Annotated in this window: 17 protein-coding genes and 2 pseudogenes; 5 read left to right on the top strand and 14 right to left on the bottom strand. The window is 51.8% G+C overall.

Translation table 11 applies throughout. The annotated features are described in order from the left end of the window. Nucleotides 1–32: 32 nt before the first annotated feature. The 4 genes from ridA to pyrL form a co-directional block, all read right to left on the bottom strand. Nucleotides 33–419: a 2-iminobutanoate/2-iminopropanoate deaminase gene (ridA, locus tag J1G48_RS19740; RefSeq protein ID WP_000047544.1), complete on the bottom strand. Its 387-nt coding sequence runs from the start codon at nt 417–419 to the stop codon at nt 33–35. Nucleotides 420–495: 76 nt separating this feature from the next. Next, the gene (pyrI, locus tag J1G48_RS19735) at nt 496–957 is read right to left on the bottom strand and encodes an aspartate carbamoyltransferase regulatory subunit (protein WP_000148570.1); all 462 of its coding nucleotides are present in this window, start codon (nt 955–957) and stop codon (nt 496–498) included. 12 nt (nt 958–969) lie between these two features. After that, nucleotides 970–1,905: an aspartate carbamoyltransferase gene (pyrB, locus tag J1G48_RS19730; RefSeq protein WP_000013055.1), complete on the bottom strand. Its 936-nt coding sequence runs from the start codon at nt 1,903–1,905 to the stop codon at nt 970–972. A 35-nt stretch (nt 1,906–1,940) separates the two neighbouring features. After that, nucleotides 1,941–2,042, bottom strand: coding sequence for a pyr operon leader peptide (gene pyrL, locus J1G48_RS19725; RefSeq protein ID WP_000249504.1), 102 nt, complete (start codon nt 2,040–2,042; stop codon nt 1,941–1,943). On the opposite strand from pyrL, the pseudogene J1G48_RS19720 reads away from it, so the two are divergent. Next, a pseudogene (locus tag J1G48_RS19720) lies at nt 2,022–2,163 on the top strand (hypothetical protein). The gene pyrL and the pseudogene J1G48_RS19720 sit on opposite strands and share 21 nt — an antisense overlap. On the opposite strand, the gene J1G48_RS19715 reads toward J1G48_RS19720, so the two are convergent. From J1G48_RS19715 to arcA, 5 genes are all read right to left on the bottom strand, one after another. After that, nucleotides 2,133–2,621 carry an arginine repressor gene (locus tag J1G48_RS19715; protein ID WP_000666051.1) on the bottom strand — a complete coding sequence of 163 codons (489 nt, stop codon included), beginning with the start codon at nt 2,619–2,621 and terminating at the stop codon, nt 2,133–2,135. The pseudogene J1G48_RS19720 and the gene J1G48_RS19715 sit on opposite strands and share 31 nt — an antisense overlap. Nucleotides 2,622–2,807: 186 nt before the next feature. After that, nucleotides 2,808–4,211: a YfcC family protein gene (locus J1G48_RS19710; protein WP_000514424.1), complete on the bottom strand. Its 1,404-nt coding sequence runs from the start codon at nt 4,209–4,211 to the stop codon at nt 2,808–2,810. 55 nt (nt 4,212–4,266) lie between these two features. Next, nucleotides 4,267–5,271, bottom strand: a complete 1,005-nt coding sequence (gene argF / locus J1G48_RS19705) for an ornithine carbamoyltransferase (RefSeq protein ID WP_000237031.1) — start codon at nt 5,269–5,271, stop codon at nt 4,267–4,269. A gap of 111 nt (nt 5,272–5,382) precedes the next feature. Then, nucleotides 5,383–6,315, bottom strand: coding sequence for a carbamate kinase (arcC, locus tag J1G48_RS19700; protein WP_000428751.1), 933 nt, complete (start codon nt 6,313–6,315; stop codon nt 5,383–5,385). 10 nt (nt 6,316–6,325) lie between these two features. Beyond that, entirely contained in the window at nt 6,326–7,546 is a 1,221-nt protein-coding gene (gene arcA / locus J1G48_RS19695; protein ID WP_000410844.1) for an arginine deiminase, read from the bottom strand. Nucleotides 7,547–8,221: 675 nt separating this feature from the next. Between arcA and J1G48_RS19690 the strand changes: the two genes are divergently transcribed. Further along, nucleotides 8,222–8,674, top strand: coding sequence for a YhcH/YjgK/YiaL family protein (locus J1G48_RS19690; RefSeq protein WP_000583462.1), 453 nt, complete (start codon nt 8,222–8,224; stop codon nt 8,672–8,674). A gap of 73 nt (nt 8,675–8,747) precedes the next feature. Here J1G48_RS19690 and argF (J1G48_RS19685) read toward each other — a convergent pair whose 3' ends face one another. After that, nucleotides 8,748–9,752: an ornithine carbamoyltransferase gene (argF, locus tag J1G48_RS19685; RefSeq protein WP_000103041.1), complete on the bottom strand. Its 1,005-nt coding sequence runs from the start codon at nt 9,750–9,752 to the stop codon at nt 8,748–8,750. A 165-nt stretch (nt 9,753–9,917) separates the two neighbouring features. Between argF (J1G48_RS19685) and rraB the strand changes: the two genes are divergently transcribed. Together rraB and miaE are read left to right on the top strand one after the other, a co-directional pair. Next, on the top strand, nt 9,918–10,334 hold the full coding sequence (rraB, locus tag J1G48_RS19680; protein ID WP_000002940.1) for a ribonuclease E inhibitor RraB: 417 nt from the start codon (nt 9,918–9,920) through the stop codon (nt 10,332–10,334). A gap of 11 nt (nt 10,335–10,345) precedes the next feature. Beyond that, entirely contained in the window at nt 10,346–11,158 is an 813-nt protein-coding gene (gene miaE, locus J1G48_RS19675) for a tRNA isopentenyl-2-thiomethyl-A-37 hydroxylase MiaE (RefSeq protein ID WP_000218459.1), read from the top strand. Between the two features lie 233 nt (nt 11,159–11,391). Here the strand turns inward: miaE and J1G48_RS19670 are convergent. Then, nucleotides 11,392–11,881: pseudogene (locus tag J1G48_RS19670) on the bottom strand (DUF3617 domain-containing protein). Nucleotides 11,882–11,987: 106 nt separating this feature from the next. After that, nucleotides 11,988–12,491 (bottom strand): GNAT family N-acetyltransferase, encoded by a 504-nt coding sequence (locus tag J1G48_RS19665; RefSeq protein ID WP_001519079.1) that lies wholly within the window; start codon nt 12,489–12,491, stop codon nt 11,988–11,990. A 194-nt stretch (nt 12,492–12,685) separates the two neighbouring features. On the opposite strand from J1G48_RS19665, the gene J1G48_RS19660 reads away from it, so the two are divergent. Next, nucleotides 12,686–13,873, top strand: a complete 1,188-nt coding sequence (locus J1G48_RS19660) for a YjgN family protein (RefSeq protein ID WP_001066984.1) — start codon at nt 12,686–12,688, stop codon at nt 13,871–13,873. A gap of 141 nt (nt 13,874–14,014) precedes the next feature. Here J1G48_RS19660 and J1G48_RS19655 read toward each other — a convergent pair whose 3' ends face one another. Further along, nucleotides 14,015–16,870 carry a valine--tRNA ligase gene (locus tag J1G48_RS19655; RefSeq protein WP_000416339.1) on the bottom strand — a complete coding sequence of 952 codons (2,856 nt, stop codon included), beginning with the start codon at nt 16,868–16,870 and terminating at the stop codon, nt 14,015–14,017. After that, complete coding sequence (holC, locus tag J1G48_RS19650) at nt 16,870–17,313, bottom strand: DNA polymerase III subunit chi (protein WP_001523689.1); 444 nt, start codon at nt 17,311–17,313, stop codon at nt 16,870–16,872. Before holC ends, J1G48_RS19655 begins: the two co-directional genes overlap by 1 nt. Between the last annotated feature and the right edge of the window lie 135 nt (nt 17,314–17,448).

The raw sequence follows: 17,448 nt of genomic DNA, 5'->3' as shown, positions 1-17,448 counted from the left end.
TTGCGCCGCCCGGCGGGGATGACGTCCGGCGCTTAGCGACGAACAGCGATCGCTTCAATCTCAATTTTCACGTCTTTCGGCAGACGGGCAACTTCCACGCAGGAACGCGCCGGGAAGGTCGCGTTGTGCTCGGTGAAGAACGCTTCGTAGGTGGCATTGACGGTCGCGAAATCGTTCAGGTCTTTCACGAATACGGTCGTTTTCACAATGTCGCCTACTTTCAGGCCAGCGGCTTCCACGATAGCTTTAACGTTTTCCAGCGACTGACGTGCCTGAGCGGATACGTCTTCCGCTACGGCACCGGTTTTCGGATCGACCGGAATCTGACCGGAAGTGATTACCATGCTACCCAGGTCAACGCCCTGTACGTATGGGCCGATTGCTGCTGGTGCATTTTCCGTCGCAATAGTTTTGCTCATGATTTCTCCTGAATTACAGCGGTAATAGAATGTCCCCGCTCATTATAGGGAGCCAGGATCTCATAACCAACCCAAATTAGTTGGCCAGCACCACATAATGCGAAAACTCTTTTTCACAGTATTTGCATTTGAGGGCGATATCATTGGCGCGTTTTTTCACTGCAAAGCTGGAGGATACTGGTTCCGCGTGGCTGATGCAGTTGCTGTTCGGGCAAACCAGCACATTATTAATACGCTCTGGCAGGCTGGGGCGTGATTTCCCGACTACGTCGTAGTTGTCGATGCGGTTAACGGTGGCCTGCGGCGCGTACAGAGCAAGTTGGTTAACCTGCTCTTCGGTGAGAAAGGTGTTTTCTATTTTGATTAAGTCTTTACGCCCCATCTCGCCAGACGGGAGATTCAGACCGATAGTGATTCGCTGATCGGTCTCGGTCAATTTAAACAGACTCAGCAGTTTAAAGCCTACCTGCGCAGGGATATGGTCAATCACGGTGCCGCATTTAATGGCTTCAACCTGCAGTTTGTTATCGTGTGTCATCGTTTTTCTCCCTTACAGACTCAGTTCGCTATTCAGTACTAACGCCAGTAACGCCTGGCGAGCGAAAATACCGTTGCCCGCCTGTTGGAAGTACCAGGCGTGTGGCGTTTTATCCACATCCGTGGTGATTTCATCAATCCGCGGCAGCGGGTGCAGCACTTTCATATTTTCACGCGCGCCGTTCAGGTCGCTGGCGCGCAGAACAAACTGCGCCTTCACATTGGCGTACTCCGACGGGTCGAGACGCTCTTTCTGTACGCGAGTCATATAGAGGATGTCGACGTCGGCCATGACCTCTTCAATAGAACCATGCAGGCTCCAGGCCATCCCTTTTTCATCAAGCATATCCAGAATGTACTGCGGCATCGCCAGCGCGTCCGGCGCGATAAAATAAAAACGGTTGCCGCTAAATTTCGCCAGCGCCTGGGTTAGCGAATGCACGGTGCGGCCATATTTCAGATCGCCGACCATCGCGATATGCAGGTTATCCAGACGGCCCTGCGTTTCCTGGATGGTGAACAGATCCAACAGGGTTTGCGTCGGATGCTGATTCGAACCGTCGCCCGCATTGAGCACCGGCACCTGACCGGAAAACTCCGTCGCCAGACGTGCCGCGCCTTCTTGCGGATGGCGCATCACAATCGCGTCCACGTAAGTGCTAATCACTGAGATCGTGTCGGCTAACGTTTCTCCTTTTTTCCCCAGCGACGTGTTGGCGCTGTCGGAGAAGCCCACTACGCTGGCGCCCAGGCGATGCATTGAAGTTTCAAACGACAGGCGGGTACGCGTGGAGGCTTCGAAAAAGCAGCTGGCGATCACTTTATGTTTCAAAAGCTCCGGCTGCGGGTTGGCTTTTAATTTCGCCGCCGTGGCCAGTACCAGATTAAGATCGTCGCGGCTGAGGTCGTTTATGGAAATGATATGTTTTTGATATAGCGGGTTAGCCATGTTTATCTCCTGACGCCTGGGCAAAAAAAAGCCCCTCAATTGAGGGGCTTGGTATTGGTTTTCAACGGAAAGAAAAACGGCAGGCCTGCGTCCTTTTTCAGACGCGGTAAGACAGAATGTCGTACACACTGAACCATGCTTCCTCCCGGCAAATTGTCCGCGATTATACTCAGCTCTGTTTGGGGATCAAGCGAATTAATGCATGATTTACTCATCGCAAACGGTTCTTATGAATTTAAATTCATTTTAAGCAAATAATTAATTTGTTTGTGTACCAGCGCCGTACGCTGAACGACCCGTGGTGCGACCCAGACAATACTGCTACCGGCAACGACGCCGAGAATTTCCGGCAATGCGTGGTAATCCAGAATTCTCGCGACGGCGCGACCATAACCTGCCGCCGTATGGATAAGGATAAATTCGCTATTATGTTCAACGCTGACGACCATTTCAGCTATTGAACGTCCGGCATCCGGCGAAGGACGCCGCTGGGGATTTACGGAATAAATCTTTTGTCCCTTCGTATTTCTGATTTTTATTGCGCCCAGCAGCTTGAGCAGGCGCGAAACCGTAGACTGGCTGATACCTTCAAATCCCTCATTTTGTAAATCGCGGCGAATCTCCTCCTGGGACAGGTAACTTTTTTCACTAATCAGGCGCTGACAAACCGCCAGTTGCTGTTGTTCTTTGGCGGAGTAATCATCGTATTCCTTCATAAATGCACCTTATCTTTATTATTAATATCAACGGACTGGCGAAATTCATCACATTTGTCACATCGATTGCGGATCAATCGGGCGGTTTTGCAGGAAAATGAGAAGCCGATCAAAAAAGGTGACGGCGTGCCTGATGGCGCTGTGCTTATCAGTCCTGTCGGATAAGACGCGTCGCCATCTGGCTCGTTACATCATCGCTCCGATGCTCAGTACCGCCATATTCAGCAATGTCAGGATCAGCAACAGCGGCGCGACCCATTTCAGATAGCGGACATAGGGAACCCGCGCGATTGCCAGACCGCCCATGACCACGGCGGAGGTGGGAGTAACCAGGTTCACAATCCCGGAGGCCGACTGGTAGGCGGTTACGACCAAATCCCGCTGTACGTGGGCAAAATCCGCTAACGGCGCCATAATGGGCATCGTCAATACGGCAAGACCGGAAGAGGAGGGCACCAGGAAGGAGAGCAATACTTCCAGCCAGTAGGTTACGTTTATGAAAATAGTGGTAGAGAGGCCGGAAACCAGACTTTCCGCGCTGTGCAAAATGGTGTGGGTAATCATACCGTTATCCATGACCACCACAATGCCGCGCGCGATACCAATAATTAGCGCCACGCCGAGCAAATCCCGCGCGCCGTCGATAAAGGTACTGGTAAACGCTTCCTCACCCATCCGCGTTATCACGCCAACGATAATCGCCGCCGCCAGAAAGACGCCGGAGATTTCCGCCATCCACCAGCCGAGAACCGCCACGCCGTAAATCATCACCGCGAAAGAGGCGGCGAAGATCAGCAGCACCCATTTCCGGGTAGCCGTAAACTCCAGCAGTGTATTGGCGCGATTGCCGAGAAAATGAGCGCGATTTTCCTCCATTTTATCCGCCACGATAGAAAGCTCAGGATGGGCGCGGACTTTGCGCGCATAGCGCATTACCCAAAACACGCACAGTACGTAGCCGACAATTAACAGCAGTACGCGCATCAGCATTCCCTGAGTAAAAGGGATGCCGGCGGCGTTGGCGGCAATGACCGTGGCGAAAGGGTTAATGGTCGAACCGAGCGTGCCTATCCCTGCGCCGAGCAGTACGGTTGCCGCCGCCACTAACGGATCGAAGCGGGCCGCCATCATGACCGGTACCAGCAGCGTGTAGAAGGGCAACGACTCCTCCGCCATGCCATAAATAGTGCCGCCTGCGGCGAACAGCGCCATCAGAATGGGGATCATCCACTCATCTTTGCCGTTGAGTTTGATAGTTACCCGTTCAATACCGGCATCAATCGCCCCCGTTTTATTCACCACCCCCAGAAAGCCGCCGATAATCAAGACAAACAGCGCGACGTCAATGGCGCCGGCGGTGTAGGTTTCGTGGTTATAGAGGCCGTCAATCGGCGCCAGTAAAACAGCGGTAATCCCTTGCGGATGCGCGTCCACGGGGGCATACGTTCCCGCCACCGGCACCTCTTTTCCCAGCGTGGCGTTCATCGCCATTTGGTATTTTCCCGCCGGCACAATCCAGGTCATCACCGCGACCAGGGCAATAAGAATAAACAGGATGGTATAAGCGGTGGGAAATTTAAATTTACCCATGATGTTCTCTCCTGATATCACGGATATGCGCCGCGAGGGCGCATATCCTGTGGGATTAGTCGCCGAGCGTCGCCACCATGACTGCTTTGATGGTGTGCATCCGGTTTTCCGCTTCATCGAAGACTATCGAGCCTGCGGACTCGAACACCTCTTCCGTGACCTCCAGTCCTTTCAGGCCGTAAGCCATTTCGATTTCGCGTCCCACTTTGGTGTGCTCGTTATGGAAGGCGGGCAGGCAGTGCATAAACTTCACATCAGGATTACCGGTAGCGTTTACCACCTGCTGGTTGACCTGATATGGCGTCATCAGACTGACGCGCTCCGCCCAGGCTTCTTTGGGTTCTCCCATCGAGACCCAGACGTCGGTATAGAGGAAATCCACACCGTGAACGCCGTCTTCAACGCTCTCCGTTAAGGTGATACGAGCGCCGGTAACGCTGGCGATTTCCCGGCACTGCGCGACCAGCGCGGCATCAGGCCAGAAGGACTTTGGCGCTATCAGGCGGATATCCATGCCCATCTTCGCCGCGCCCACCATCAGCGAGTTGCCCATGTTGTTGCGCGCGTCGCCCAGGTAGGCGAAGCTCAGTTCCGGCAGCGTTTTGCCCGGCGCATGTTCCAGCATGGTCATCAGATCGGCCAGGATCTGTGTGGGGTGAAATTCATCGGTCAGGCCGTTCCAGACGGGAACGCCCGCGTATTCCCCCAGCTCTTCCACAATGTGTTGACCAAATCCGCGATATTCGATGCCGTCATACATCCGCCCTAGGACGCGAGCAGTATCTTTCATGGACTCTTTATGGCCGATCTGCGAGCCGCTTGGGCCGAGATAAGTCACCTGCGCGCCCTGGTCGAACGCGGCGACTTCAAACGCGCATCGGGTGCGGGTAGAGGTTTTTTCAAAAATCAGCGCGATGTTTTTGCCGATCAGTGTTTGCTTTTCGCATCCGGCTTTTTTTGCGGCTTTCAGCTCAATAGCCAGATCGATGAGGTGTTGGATTTCCGCCGGGGTGTAGTCAAGCAGCTTCAAAAAGTTACGATTTTTCAGTGAAATAACCATTACAATATCCTTGTTAAAATGAATTGCCTGATGGCGCTGCGCTTATCCGGCCCACGGTTATGCGCGCTCTGTAGGCCGAATAAGGCGGAAGCCGCCATCCGGTAAAAAGCCTTATGCGTCAACGTCGGCGGTTTCACACCGAATCAAAGTACCTTTCTCGCCCGCGAGAATGGCTTGCCCATCCGCCAGCGAGCCGATTCCGGCAATGCCGCGGCAATGGCTGACAAACTCAGCGCAGGCGGTCACTTTCGGGCCCATCGAACCGGCGTCGAACTGCATTTCACGAAGCAGCTCCGGCGTAACCTGCGCCAGCGGGCGTTGGGTGGGTTTGCCCCAGTCGAGATACACCGCGTCGGCATCGGTCAGAATGAGCAGCGCGTCGGCGTGAATTTGGCTGGCAAGCAGGGCGGCGGACAGATCTTTGTCGATCACCGCCTCGATACCGTGGTAGCCATCGGCTTTTTCCACTACCGGCACGCCGCCGCCGCCGTTACAGATAACCAGGTGATCGCGGCTAATCAGTGCGCGGATGGCATCGTTTTCCACAATGCGTTTCGGCTGCGGGGAGGGCACAACGCGGCGGAAGGCGTTACCGTCGGCTTTGAATACCCAGCCCTTTTCTGCCTGTAACGCACGGGCCTGCGCTTCGTCGTAAATGGGGCCGATATATTTGGTTGGATTGAGGAATGCCGGGTCGTTGGCATCGACTTCGACCTGGGTGAGCAGGACGCTGATTTCACGCTCCGGCAGATGATTCTTCAGCGCCTGTTGCAGCATGTAGCCAATCATGCCCTGGCTTTCCGCACCGAGAATATCGAGCGGGTAGGGCGTAACGTTAGCGTAGGCGCTATTTTGTAGCGCCAGCAGTCCTACCTGTGGGCCGTTGCCGTGCACTAACACCACGCGCCATTGCCGCGTAAGCTGGGCGATGGTTCTGGCCGCCAGTTCGATATTTTTACGCTGAATATCAGCCTCCAGCGGTTCGCCGCGTTTGAGCAGCGCATTGCCGCCCAGCGCGACGACCAGTGTGCGTTTGTTTTCCATAACGTCTCCTTTAAATACCATCGCGTTCCAGTGGACAGCTCATGCAGCGTGCGCCCCCGCGCCCGCGACCCAGTTCATCGCCGGGAATGGGAAGGACGGTAATGCCGGCTTTGTCGTATTTTTCGTTGGTCCAGATGTTGCGCTCATAGCCCACCACCACGCCGGGACGCAGGGTGAGCACGTTATTGGCGTCATTCCACTGTTCGCGCTCAGCTTCAAATGCGTCGCCGCCAGTGGTGATTAAGCGCACCTGATCGATGCCAAGCGCTTTTTCAAGAGCATGAACCAGCGTGCTCTCCTGGGTTCGTTTCAGACCGCCGCGTCCGTCTGGCGTCAGCGTCCAGCACTGAACGTCCGGGCGAACGACTTCCGGATAGACGGAGAAGGTGTCGATATCAATGTGGGTCATGACGGTGTCAAGGTGCATGCAGGAGCGATGTTTTGGCAGTTCAACGGCAATGACGCGTTCCGCCTGACGATGTTTAAACAATGCCTGCGCCAGGAACTCGACGCCCTGCGGCGTAGTACGTTCAGACATACCGATCAACACCGCGCCGCGGCCAATCACCAGCACATCGCCGCCCTCTAAAGTGGCGTGGTCGTAATTAATGTCCTCGTCGCCGAAATATTTAATGAAATCACCGCCTGCGAATTGAGGATGCCAGCGATAAATAGCACGTAAATTATTCGTTTCACGTTGGCGTGCAGGTTTCGCCATGGGGTTAATTGAGACGCCGTTATATATCCAGCAGGACGTGTCACGGGTAAATAGGTGATTCGGTAATGGCTTCATAATAAAGTCATTAATATCGTGAGTATCGACCACCATATTTTTTATGGAGGCGGGAATTTCGCCGTAAGTTAAACCGCCGCTTAAATGGCGAGCCAGTTCACGGTGCGGCATATCCGCCAGCCAGGCGCGAATATCTGCGGCAAAGGTGGGCCCAAGGCGATAATCGGAAATTTGCGTATCCAGTAGCCAGGCTTTAGCGTCAGCCACATCCAGCGTTTGGGTGAGCAGGTCGGTTAACAGCAACACTTCTATCCCTTGCTGGCGCAGCGTGTTGGCAAAAATGTCATGCTCTTCGCCAGCGCGCTCTACGGATAATACATCGTCAAAAAGTAATTCCTGACAATTTGAAGGGGTAAGTCTTTTTAGGCTGAGATTGGGCCGATGCAACATTACGCTGCGTAATTGACCGATTTCAGAACCGACAAAATGCTTTTCCATCATTATACCTTTTACATAATTTCAAGAATAAAGAAGGAGTGGCTGCAAATATTTAGCGTGCTTGCAGTCGCGGCGTTTCAGTTAAATTCGGGAGCAATGATTGAATTTTATTTGGGTTGTTAATGTGATGAGATTCACATCAATCAAGGAGTGCTATTTTTCTTACTTAATATATGAGCCGGGTCAGAGAAATTCAAAAAACAATAAGGCATTAAATGAATTACTACGCAGCTATATGGTTTGTTATTTTTTTATTGTTAATTATTTGTTTGTTGTATTGAATGATATTTAAATCTTAACTCATTGAAAATAAAATGATTATTTTTAATGGTTGCATAACTATGCGTGAGGGGGATTTTATTATCGGGGATATTTAAATAATTTAAAAATAACTATGGATAGAGAAGTCATTTATGCAGGGAGAGCGAATTGTGATCGCTAAAACGTTTTTATGTTAACGCCTTTAATATCAAAGCGTTGTTAGTGATGGCAATTTGGCGCCGCTGGGGTTTATGCATAGGTACTGCATAAAGTTGGGCGAACTATTAACAATATAGAAACACCGCTGGCGATAAACATGCGCTGGCGCAAAATCGATGAGAGTAAGGGTAGTATGGCAGCCATTTTTCTCGTATAAAGAGAAATATAAAACGCTGTTTTAACTAAGGGGATGCGATGATTATTGGCAATATTGAATATCTGGAGGCCTGGCTGCCGACGGCGTTACGGCAGGCGATTGAGCACGTCAATGCGCATGTCACGGCAACGACCGCGCCAGGTAAGTATGACATTGACGGCGACAGGCTGTTTTATATGATTTCTGAAAATATGACGGAGCCGGGCGAATCGCGCAGCGCAGAGTATCACGCCCGTTATCTTGATATTCAGATTGTGCTACAAGGTCAGGAAGGGATGGCATTCAGTACCCGGCCTGCGGGAACGCCGCACACGGACTGGCTGGCGGATAAAGACATTGCATTTTTACCGACGAGCGTCGACGAGAAAACCGTCGTCCTGAACGAAGGCGACTTTGTGGTGTTTTATCCCGGCGAAGTGCATAAGCCCCTGTGCGCGGTGGGAGAACCGGCGCGGGTACGTAAAGCGGTTGTGAAAATGCTGATGGCGTAATATTTTGTGCCGGATGGCGGCGCCTGCACGTTGCGATCTTGTAGGCCAACCGCCATCCGGCATCATCACGACATTATTTAGACAGCGTCGCTACCATTACTGCTTTGATGGTATGCATGCGGTTTTCCGCTTCATCAAAGACAATGCTGGCCGCAGACTCAAAAACCTCGTCGGTCACCTCCATCCCGCCATGTAAACCGTACTCTTCGGCCATTTTTTTGCCGAGCGTGGTTTCGTCATCATGGAACGCAGGCAGACAATGCAGGAACTTAACCTGCGGATTGCCGGTTAACGCCATCATCTGGCTGTTGACCTGATAATCACGCAGCAGGGCAATACGCTCCGCCCATTTCTCTTTGGGTTCACCCATAGAGACCCAAACATCGGTATAGATAAAATCCGCGCCTTTTACGCCTGAGGCGATATCTTCGGTCAGGGTGATGGCGCCGCCGTTCTTTTTCGCCATGGCGCTGCACTCCGCCACTAACGCGGCTTGCGGCCAGCAGGCTTTTGGCGCGACCAGACGGAGATCCAATCCTGTTAACGCGGCGGCTTCCAGCATGGAGTTACCCATGTTATTACGCGCGTCTCCGGCATAGACCAACGTCATCTCGTTAAAGGCTTTACCCGGCAGATGTTCCTGCATGGTGAGCAGATCCGCCAGTAATTGCGTTGGGTGATACTCATCGGTTAAACCGTTCCATACCGGCACACCGGAATATTCAGCCAGCGTTTCGACGATCTCCTGGCCATATCCTCGATACTGAATACCGTCAAACATCCGGCCCAGGACGCGGGCAGTATCTTTGATGGACTCTTTATGGCCGATCTGGCTCCCGCTGGAACCCAGGTACGTCACGCGCGCCCCCTGATCGTATGCGGCAACTTCGAAAGAGCATCGTGTCCGGGTCGAGTCTTTTTCGAAGATGAGCGCAATATTCTTACCCACCAGCTTTTGTTCTTCTTTACCGTTTTTCTTATCGGCTTTCAGTTTGGCGGCAAGCTGCAACAGAGCAGTGAGCTCGCTGGCGGTGAAATCAAGTAACTTTAAAAAAGGTTTTTGGTAAAACGTAGACATACTTCCCTCACATGGCTTAGGCCTCTCATTGAATTAAAATTCACTTTATATGGATGATTATTCATTTGCAACCCTGTTTGATAAAACTTTTCTCGATAAGGTGGAGGCAACGTCGGCGGTATGTGACAATAAGAGTATCGGCAGGACATCTATGAGGAACGAGCTATGGCAAACCCGGAATTACTGGAAGAGCAGCGTGAAGAAACGCGCTTAATTATTGAAGAGTTACTTGAGGACGGCAGCGATCCGGATGCGCTGTACACTATCGAGCATCACCTTTCCGCTGACGATTTCGAAACGTTGGAAAAAGCCGCGGTAGAAGCCTTTAAACTCGGCTATGAAGTGACGGAGCCGGAAGAGCTGGAAGTGGAAGAGGGCGATACGGTTATTTGTTGCGACATCCTCAGCGAGTGCGCGTTGAACGCCGAACTCATCGACGCTCAGGTTGAGCAACTGATGAACCTGGCGGAAAAATATGATGTCGAATACGACGGCTGGGGAACCTATTTTGAAGACCCTAATGGCGAAGAGGGTGATGACGACGATTATGTCGATGAAGATGACGACGGCGTGCGTCACTAAAGCTGCATAGTATGACGGTACGGCAGCGTCTGCTGTCGTATTTTTTTAACAGGTTACGTATGAATTACCCGCAAATACTCTCTCCGGTGCTTAATTTCCTGCATTGCCCGACGCCGCAGGCGTGGATTGTCCAGGCCCGCGATCCGCAAAATCTTCCTCTTCTGCTTACCGATCACCTGATCTGCGAACTGAAGGCTGCGCAAACCGCGTTGCTGTTGGTGCGTAAATATGTCGCCGATAAATCGGGCGCCGACGCGCTGCTCTCCTGGCTGCAACCTTACGAGGCGTTCGCGTTTCGTCAGGGGCCGGAGCCGGATTTTGTTGCCCTGCATAAACAGATTAGCAAAAGCGCCATGCCGCAAACTGATGACCCCTGGGGACGTCAGCTTATCGACCGTATGGTGTTATTGATTAAAGAGGAGTTGCACCATTTTTGGCAGGTACGCGAGGTCATGCAGGCCAGAAACATTCCTTATGTGAAAATCACCGCCAGCCGCTACGCGAAAGGAATGTTGAAAGCGGTACGCACGCACGAACCGCTCACCTTAATTGATAAGCTGATTTGCGGGGCGTATATCGAAGCCCGCTCCTGCGAACGTTTTGCCGCTCTGGCGCCCTGGCTGGATGAGGATTTACAGACGTTTTATCTCTCGCTTCTGCGCTCCGAAGCGCGGCATTATCAGGATTACCTGGCGCTGGCGCAGCAGATTTCCGCCGAGGACATTTCTGCGCGCGTGCGCTATTTTGGCGAGGTGGAAGCTGACCTTATCTTGTCGCCAGACCGCGAGTTTCGTTTTCATAGCGGCGTGCCAGCCGCCGGATAAAGGGTAAAATTAAAGATTAGCGTTTTTATCTTTTACGCTGTTGCCACCTGCGTGGTCATCCGCCCGGCATCAAACTGCTGGCGAGCAGGAAAAGTCATTTTCATGATATTCTGTCCTGAGTAAAGCCTGCCCTGAGGCAGGCAAAAAGAACTCACTCAGTGTTATATTCCCGAAAGGTTACCGTGAACAATGCCCTTTTTGCATCATCACTACGGGTTCTTGTGTTGAAATACTTACTGTTTCACGCCTTTTGACGCTTCAGAGCAGGTCTTGCCAACAAAGGTTTGTTTAATTTTGTTGATGGAGGTTGTTTTATTACCTCCTGCATCGACATCCGATTTCATGGTCATCGCAAATTCTGTATCGCTTATTTTCGTCGTTTCTACAATAGAGTGCGATTTGACATCAGGATTATTACAGACAGTCTCATTGATCAGTTTGGTATCCGTACTTTCTACAAATGTTGTCGTGCAACCGCCTGCACTGGTAGAAAAACCCTTCACCATTTTTTTAGAATCTTCAGACATTTTAGGGGTATAACACATAAGCGTCGCTATGCCCGAATTTTTTTTCATCCATTAATACTTCTTTTGTATCTGGATTGATGGTGCGCATTTCTATATTTTCCATTTTCCATTCGCCGGGCTGTATATCTAATGCATATACATTAGAGATACTAATAAACATAGCGGGGAAAACAATTGCTGATAATAGGCGTTTCATTTATAACTTCCTTGAATAATAAGTGATTCCCGGATAACAGGATGTTTCCGGGATTACTTATATCAGCAAAAATAATACCTGGCGAGGATAAATAAACGCCTGGTTTTCAGAGATCCTTTAACATCCTCACTTCGCAATCGACATGTCCGGTGCAACCGAGCGGTTCGCTAATATGTTCAAATCCTAAACGTTCGTATAGCGCAATCGCCTCGCGTAAAAAAGCCGTTGTTTCCAGATAGCAGCGTTTAAAACCCTGTTCACGGGCATGATCCAGCGCCATCAGCGCCAGCTTTTTCGCTAGTCCCTGACCACGAATCACCGGTAAAAAATACATTTTTTGCAGTTCACAAATGTCTGGTTCGCTACAGGATAACGGCGCCACGCCGCCGCCGCCCACCACACAACCGTTTTGCTCTACCACCCAGTAGGCCGCGCCCGGTTGGCTATAAACCTGATACAGTTCATCCAGATTGGGGTCGGCAACGGTATAACCTTTATCGGCGGTAAGTCCGTATTCCGCTGAAACCTGACGGATGACACGGGCAATAGCGGCATTGTCAGCGGTAGTGATTCGGCGCACCGTGAGCGTTGGCGAGGCGACATTATTCATAATATGGCTCAATTTTTAAAATTTATTTATAGATTACTTTAATACCACCGTCTTGAGTTACGCGCAAGGAGATCCTGAATCAGACAAAATAAAAGGCGGAAAAATTAAACAAAAATAGTATCGTAGTCAAATCAGTAACAATTTACTGGTTTTTATTATTAATTCTAATAGATTGTAATTCAGGGATATGATTCATGAATAACGTTATCAGTAGTAAAGATAACCATAATCACACGTTGGTGTTTACAGGCAAGGGCGGAAAGTATTTTGTTATTTGCCTTGTGAATTTCTTGTTGACGTGTATCACGTTGGGAATCTATGCGCCGTGGGCGATGGTGAAATGTCGACGTTATATTTATACTAATATGACGCTAAACAATCAGCCTTTTGCTTACAAAGCCACGGGCGGCGCATTATTTATTAGTGTGTTGTTAGTTTTTATTATTTATATTGTTAGCCTCTCTCTTATTGAACACGGTCATCCCGGTCTCGGTTTTACGCTATTCGGCTTATTAATTGCGATTATTCCTTTTATGGCGGTGAAAGGATTACAGTATCAGGCGATGATGACTTCGCTTAATGGCGTACATTTTGGATTCCAGTGTTCCATGCGGCGCGCCTGGTGGTACATGTTCGCTCTTCCTGTACTCCTGATGGTGGCGCTTTATATTGTTCTTTATATTATCTCACTGGTAACCATCGCCGTCGGCGGTTTAGTGTTCAGTATCGTTTTTCTCGGTTTGCTGGCTATTATTGGGATAGGGGTCATTAACGGTATTACCTACAGCAAATGGATGACCTTGTTTGGTAATGGCGCAAACTTTGGCATTCATCGTTTCTCGATTCAGGTTAATGTTAAAACGTGCATCAGAGGGTGCGTGTTGGCAATGTTGACCCTTTTCCCTTTTGCTGTCGTGATTGGTTATCTAATCGCGCCGGTGTTCACCGACATGATTCTTTTGAGTATGATGGGGAATGCGCAGGCAGGAGGGGCGCTTATTCTGCAATATTATGGCCAGATAATGGCATGTTATTTCCTCTATTTTCTCGCGATTATTGTGGTAACCAGTTACTTATATGTGGCGTTACGCAACCTGTTTTTAAACAATTTGTCACTGGCGAACGATTCGATTCGTTTTCATTCCTCTGTCACTGCACACGGTATGCTGTGGCGGTTACTGGTGGTGTTTGTGATTTCCGGCGTGACCTTAGGGCTGGCTTATCCGTGGTTGAAAATTTGGCTGGTGAGCTGGCTGGCGCAGAATACACAGGTCCAGGGCGATCTGGATTCGCTTGAGTTAACCAATGATGAGAAGCCGCTGGAAAACAGCCCGCTAATGTGGATTTCTCGTGGCATCATGCCTTACTTCCCGTTTATCTGATGTAAAAAGGCCGACGTTTACGTCGGCCCATAATTCATGTTGTCGGATGGCGGCGTGAATGCCTTATCCGGCCTACCGATCGCGCCATGTCAATAAGCGAACGTGTAGGCCTGGTAAGCGAAGCGCCATCAGGCTTTCAGATTACAGCGCGCTAATAACTGCCTGCTGCTCAATCAGCTTCGCTTTGGCTTCTGCATAACCTTCCAGCTTCTCACGCTCTTTGGCAATCACCGCTTCCGGCGCACGGGCGACGAAACCTTCGTTGGACAGTTTGCCTTCGATACGGGCAATCTCGCCTTCGATTTTCGCCACTTCTTTCGCCAGACGCGCCAGCTCATCGTCTTTGTTGATGAGGCCTGCCATCGGGATCAGCAGTTCGGCGCCGTCGATGATTTTGGTCACGGAAACCGGGCCTTTGTCATCGGCTGGCAGCACGGTGATGCTTTCCAGACGCGCCAGGGTTTGCAGGAAGCTACGGTTGTCGTTAACACGACGAACGGCTTCTTCACTACAGCCGCGCAGCAGCAGTTCCAGCGGTTTGCCCGGGGCGATGTTCATTTCCGCACGAATGTTACGTACTGCGACGATCGCCTGCTTCAGCCACTCGGTATCGGCCAACGCGGCTTCATCCACCTGTGCGGCGTTATATTCCGGGAACGGCTGCAGCATGATGGTGTCGGCGGTAATACCGCAAATGACCTTCACGCGCTGCCAGATGGTTTCGGTGATGAACGGGATGATCGGGTGCGCCAGGCGCAGCAGACCTTCCAGTACGGTGACCAGCGTATGGCGGGTGCCGCGCAGTTCAGACTCGGAACCCCCGGTCATTACCGGCTTGGTCAGCTCCAGATACCAGTCGCAGAACTGGTTCCAGGTGAATTCATACAGAATGCCCGCGGCGATGTCGAAGCGGAAGTTATCCAGTGCTTCGCGGTAGGCTTTAACGGTCTGGTTGAATTCCGCCAGGATCCAGCGGTCCGCCAGCGACAGCGTCATTTCGCCGCCGTTGAAGCCGCAATCCTGCTCTTCGGTGTTCATCAGCACAAAGCGGCTGGCGTTCCACAGCTTGTTACAGAAGTTACGGTAACCTTCCAGACGCTTCATATCCCAGTTGATGTCGCGACCGGTAGAAGCCAGCGCCGCCAGGGTAAAGCGCAGGGCGTCGGTGCCGTGCGGCTCAATGCCGTTCGGGAACTGCTTCTCGGTACGCTTGCGAATTTTCTCCGCCATCTGCGGCTGCATCATATTGCCGGTGCGTTTTTCCAGCAGTTCCGGCAGGGAGATGCCGTCGACCATATCCAGCGGGTCGATAACGTTACCCTTGGATTTGGACATCTTCTGGCCTTCGTCGTCGCGAATCAGACCGGTCATGTAGACGGTATGGAACGGCACCTGCGGCTTGCCGTTTTCATCTTTGATGAAGTGCATGGTCATCATGATCATGCGGGCAATCCAGAAGAAGATGATGTCGAAGCCGGAAACCATCACGCTGGTCGGGTGGAACTGACGCAGGGCGTCGGTGTTTTCCGGCCAGCCGAGGGTAGAGAAAGTCCACAGCGCGGAGGAGAACCAGGTATCGAGAACGTCTTCGTCCTGACGAAGCTGAATGTCGGCGCCGAGGTTATTTTCCTGACGCACTTCGTCTTCGGTACGGCCAACGTAGACGTTGCCGTCGTTGTCATACCATGCCGGGATACGGTGACCCCACCACAGCTGACGAGAGATACACCAGTCCTGAATATCGCGCATCCAGGAGAAGTACATGTTTTCGTACTGCTTCGGCACGAACTGAATGTCGCCGTTTTCAACCGCTTCCACCGCCGGTTTCGCCAGCACGTCTGCACGGACGTACCACTGGTCGGTCAGCATCGGTTCGATAACCACGCCGCCACGGTCGCCGTAAGGGACAGTCAGATCGTGCGGTTTAATTTCTTCCAGCAGGCCCAGCGCGTCAACGGCAGCAACGACTGCTTTACGGGCAGCAAAGCGTTCCAGCTTCTGGAACTCAGCCGGAATCTCGCTGGAATAAACGTCAGACTCTTCACCTTTGGTATCGAACACTTCCGCGCTTTCGCGGATGTCGCCGTCAAAGGTCAGGATGTTGATCATCGGCAGGGCATGACGTTTCCCGACCTCATAGTCGTTAAAGTCGTGCGCCGGGGTGATCTTCACGCAGCCAGTGCCTTTTTCCATATCGGCATGTTCGTCGCCAACGATTGGAATGCGGCGGTTAACCAGCGGCAGAATAACGAATTTGCCAATCAGATCTTTATAACGCGGATCTTCCGGGTTCACGGCCACGCCAGTATCGCCCAGTACGGTTTCCGGACGGGTGGTGGCGACGACCAGGTAATCTTTACCGTCTGCGGTTTTCGCGCCGTCGGCCAGCGGATAGCGGATGTGCCACATGGAGCCTTTGGACTCGCGATTTTCCACTTCCAGGTCAGAGATGGCGGTGCGCAGCTTCGGGTCCCAGTTCACCAGGCGTTTGCCGCGGTAAATCAGGTCTTCTTTGTACAGGCGGACAAAGACTTCTTTCACGGCATTGGAAAGACCTTCGTCCATGGTGAAGCGCTCGCGCTCCCAGTCAACGGAGTTGCCGAGACGGCGCATCTGACGGGTAATGGTGCCGCCGGATTCCGCTTTCCATTGCCAGATTTTGTCGATAAACGCATCGCGGCCGTAGTCGTGACGGGTTTTACCTTCTTCAGCGGCAATCTTACGCTCAACCACCATCTGGGTGGCGATCCCGGCGTGATCGGTGCCGACCTGCCACAGGGTGTTTTTACCCTGCATACGCTGGTAACGGATCATGGTATCCATGATGGTTTGCTGGAAAGCATGTCCCATATGCAAACTGCCGGTGACGTTCGGCGGCGGGATCATGATGCAGAAGGACTCTTTGCTTTCGTCGCCGTTAGGCTTGAAATAGCCCTGCTTTTCCCAGTGCTCGTAAAGCGGCTGTTCGATATCTTGGGGGTTATATGTCTTTTCCATTATTTCCAGGTTGCCGTATTCAGGTTAAAACCAGCCACGCGGTAGGCTTTGTAGCGTTCGCGCGCCAGTTGTTTCAAAGTTTCTTCGTAAGGGACGAAGTCTACCACTTCTGTGAAAGCGGTGGCAAAATCTGCAAAGCTTGTACGCAGGCTGATTAAAATATCGCGCGGGCTGCTGTTGCGTTTTTGCGGCCAGGCGATTTCAACCGGCGCGCCGCCGCGTGGGCCTTCGCCTGCCAGATTGTGCGGGACAAAACTTTCCGCCGGTCTTGCCCACAGCGCTTCATCCAGCCGAATGGCCTGCTTCTCATCTTCGCAGGCGATCAGCACGCGCTTGCCCGCGCGCCAACGTTCTGCGGCAATTTCACACACCAGTTGTTCAACGGCGCTTAAACCGTTGACGGTGGTGTCATTATCCAGAAGATAGAACGTCGCATTTTTCATATATGGGGCTTCTTGTGGTGGATTTAAATGCGTTGTCATGATGCCTCCCGTAGGCCGGATAAGCGCAGCGCCATCCGGCAAAACGCCTGATGGCGGCGCTAATGCGCCTTATCAGGCCTACGGGGTAATCTCAAA

The organism is Salmonella sp. SAL-020 (assembly GCF_017372215.1).
Taxonomy (GTDB): domain Bacteria; phylum Pseudomonadota; class Gammaproteobacteria; order Enterobacterales; family Enterobacteriaceae; genus Salmonella; species Salmonella enterica.
Note: the sequence above shows the minus strand (reverse complement) of the source record. Positions and strands in the feature narration are given on the sequence as shown.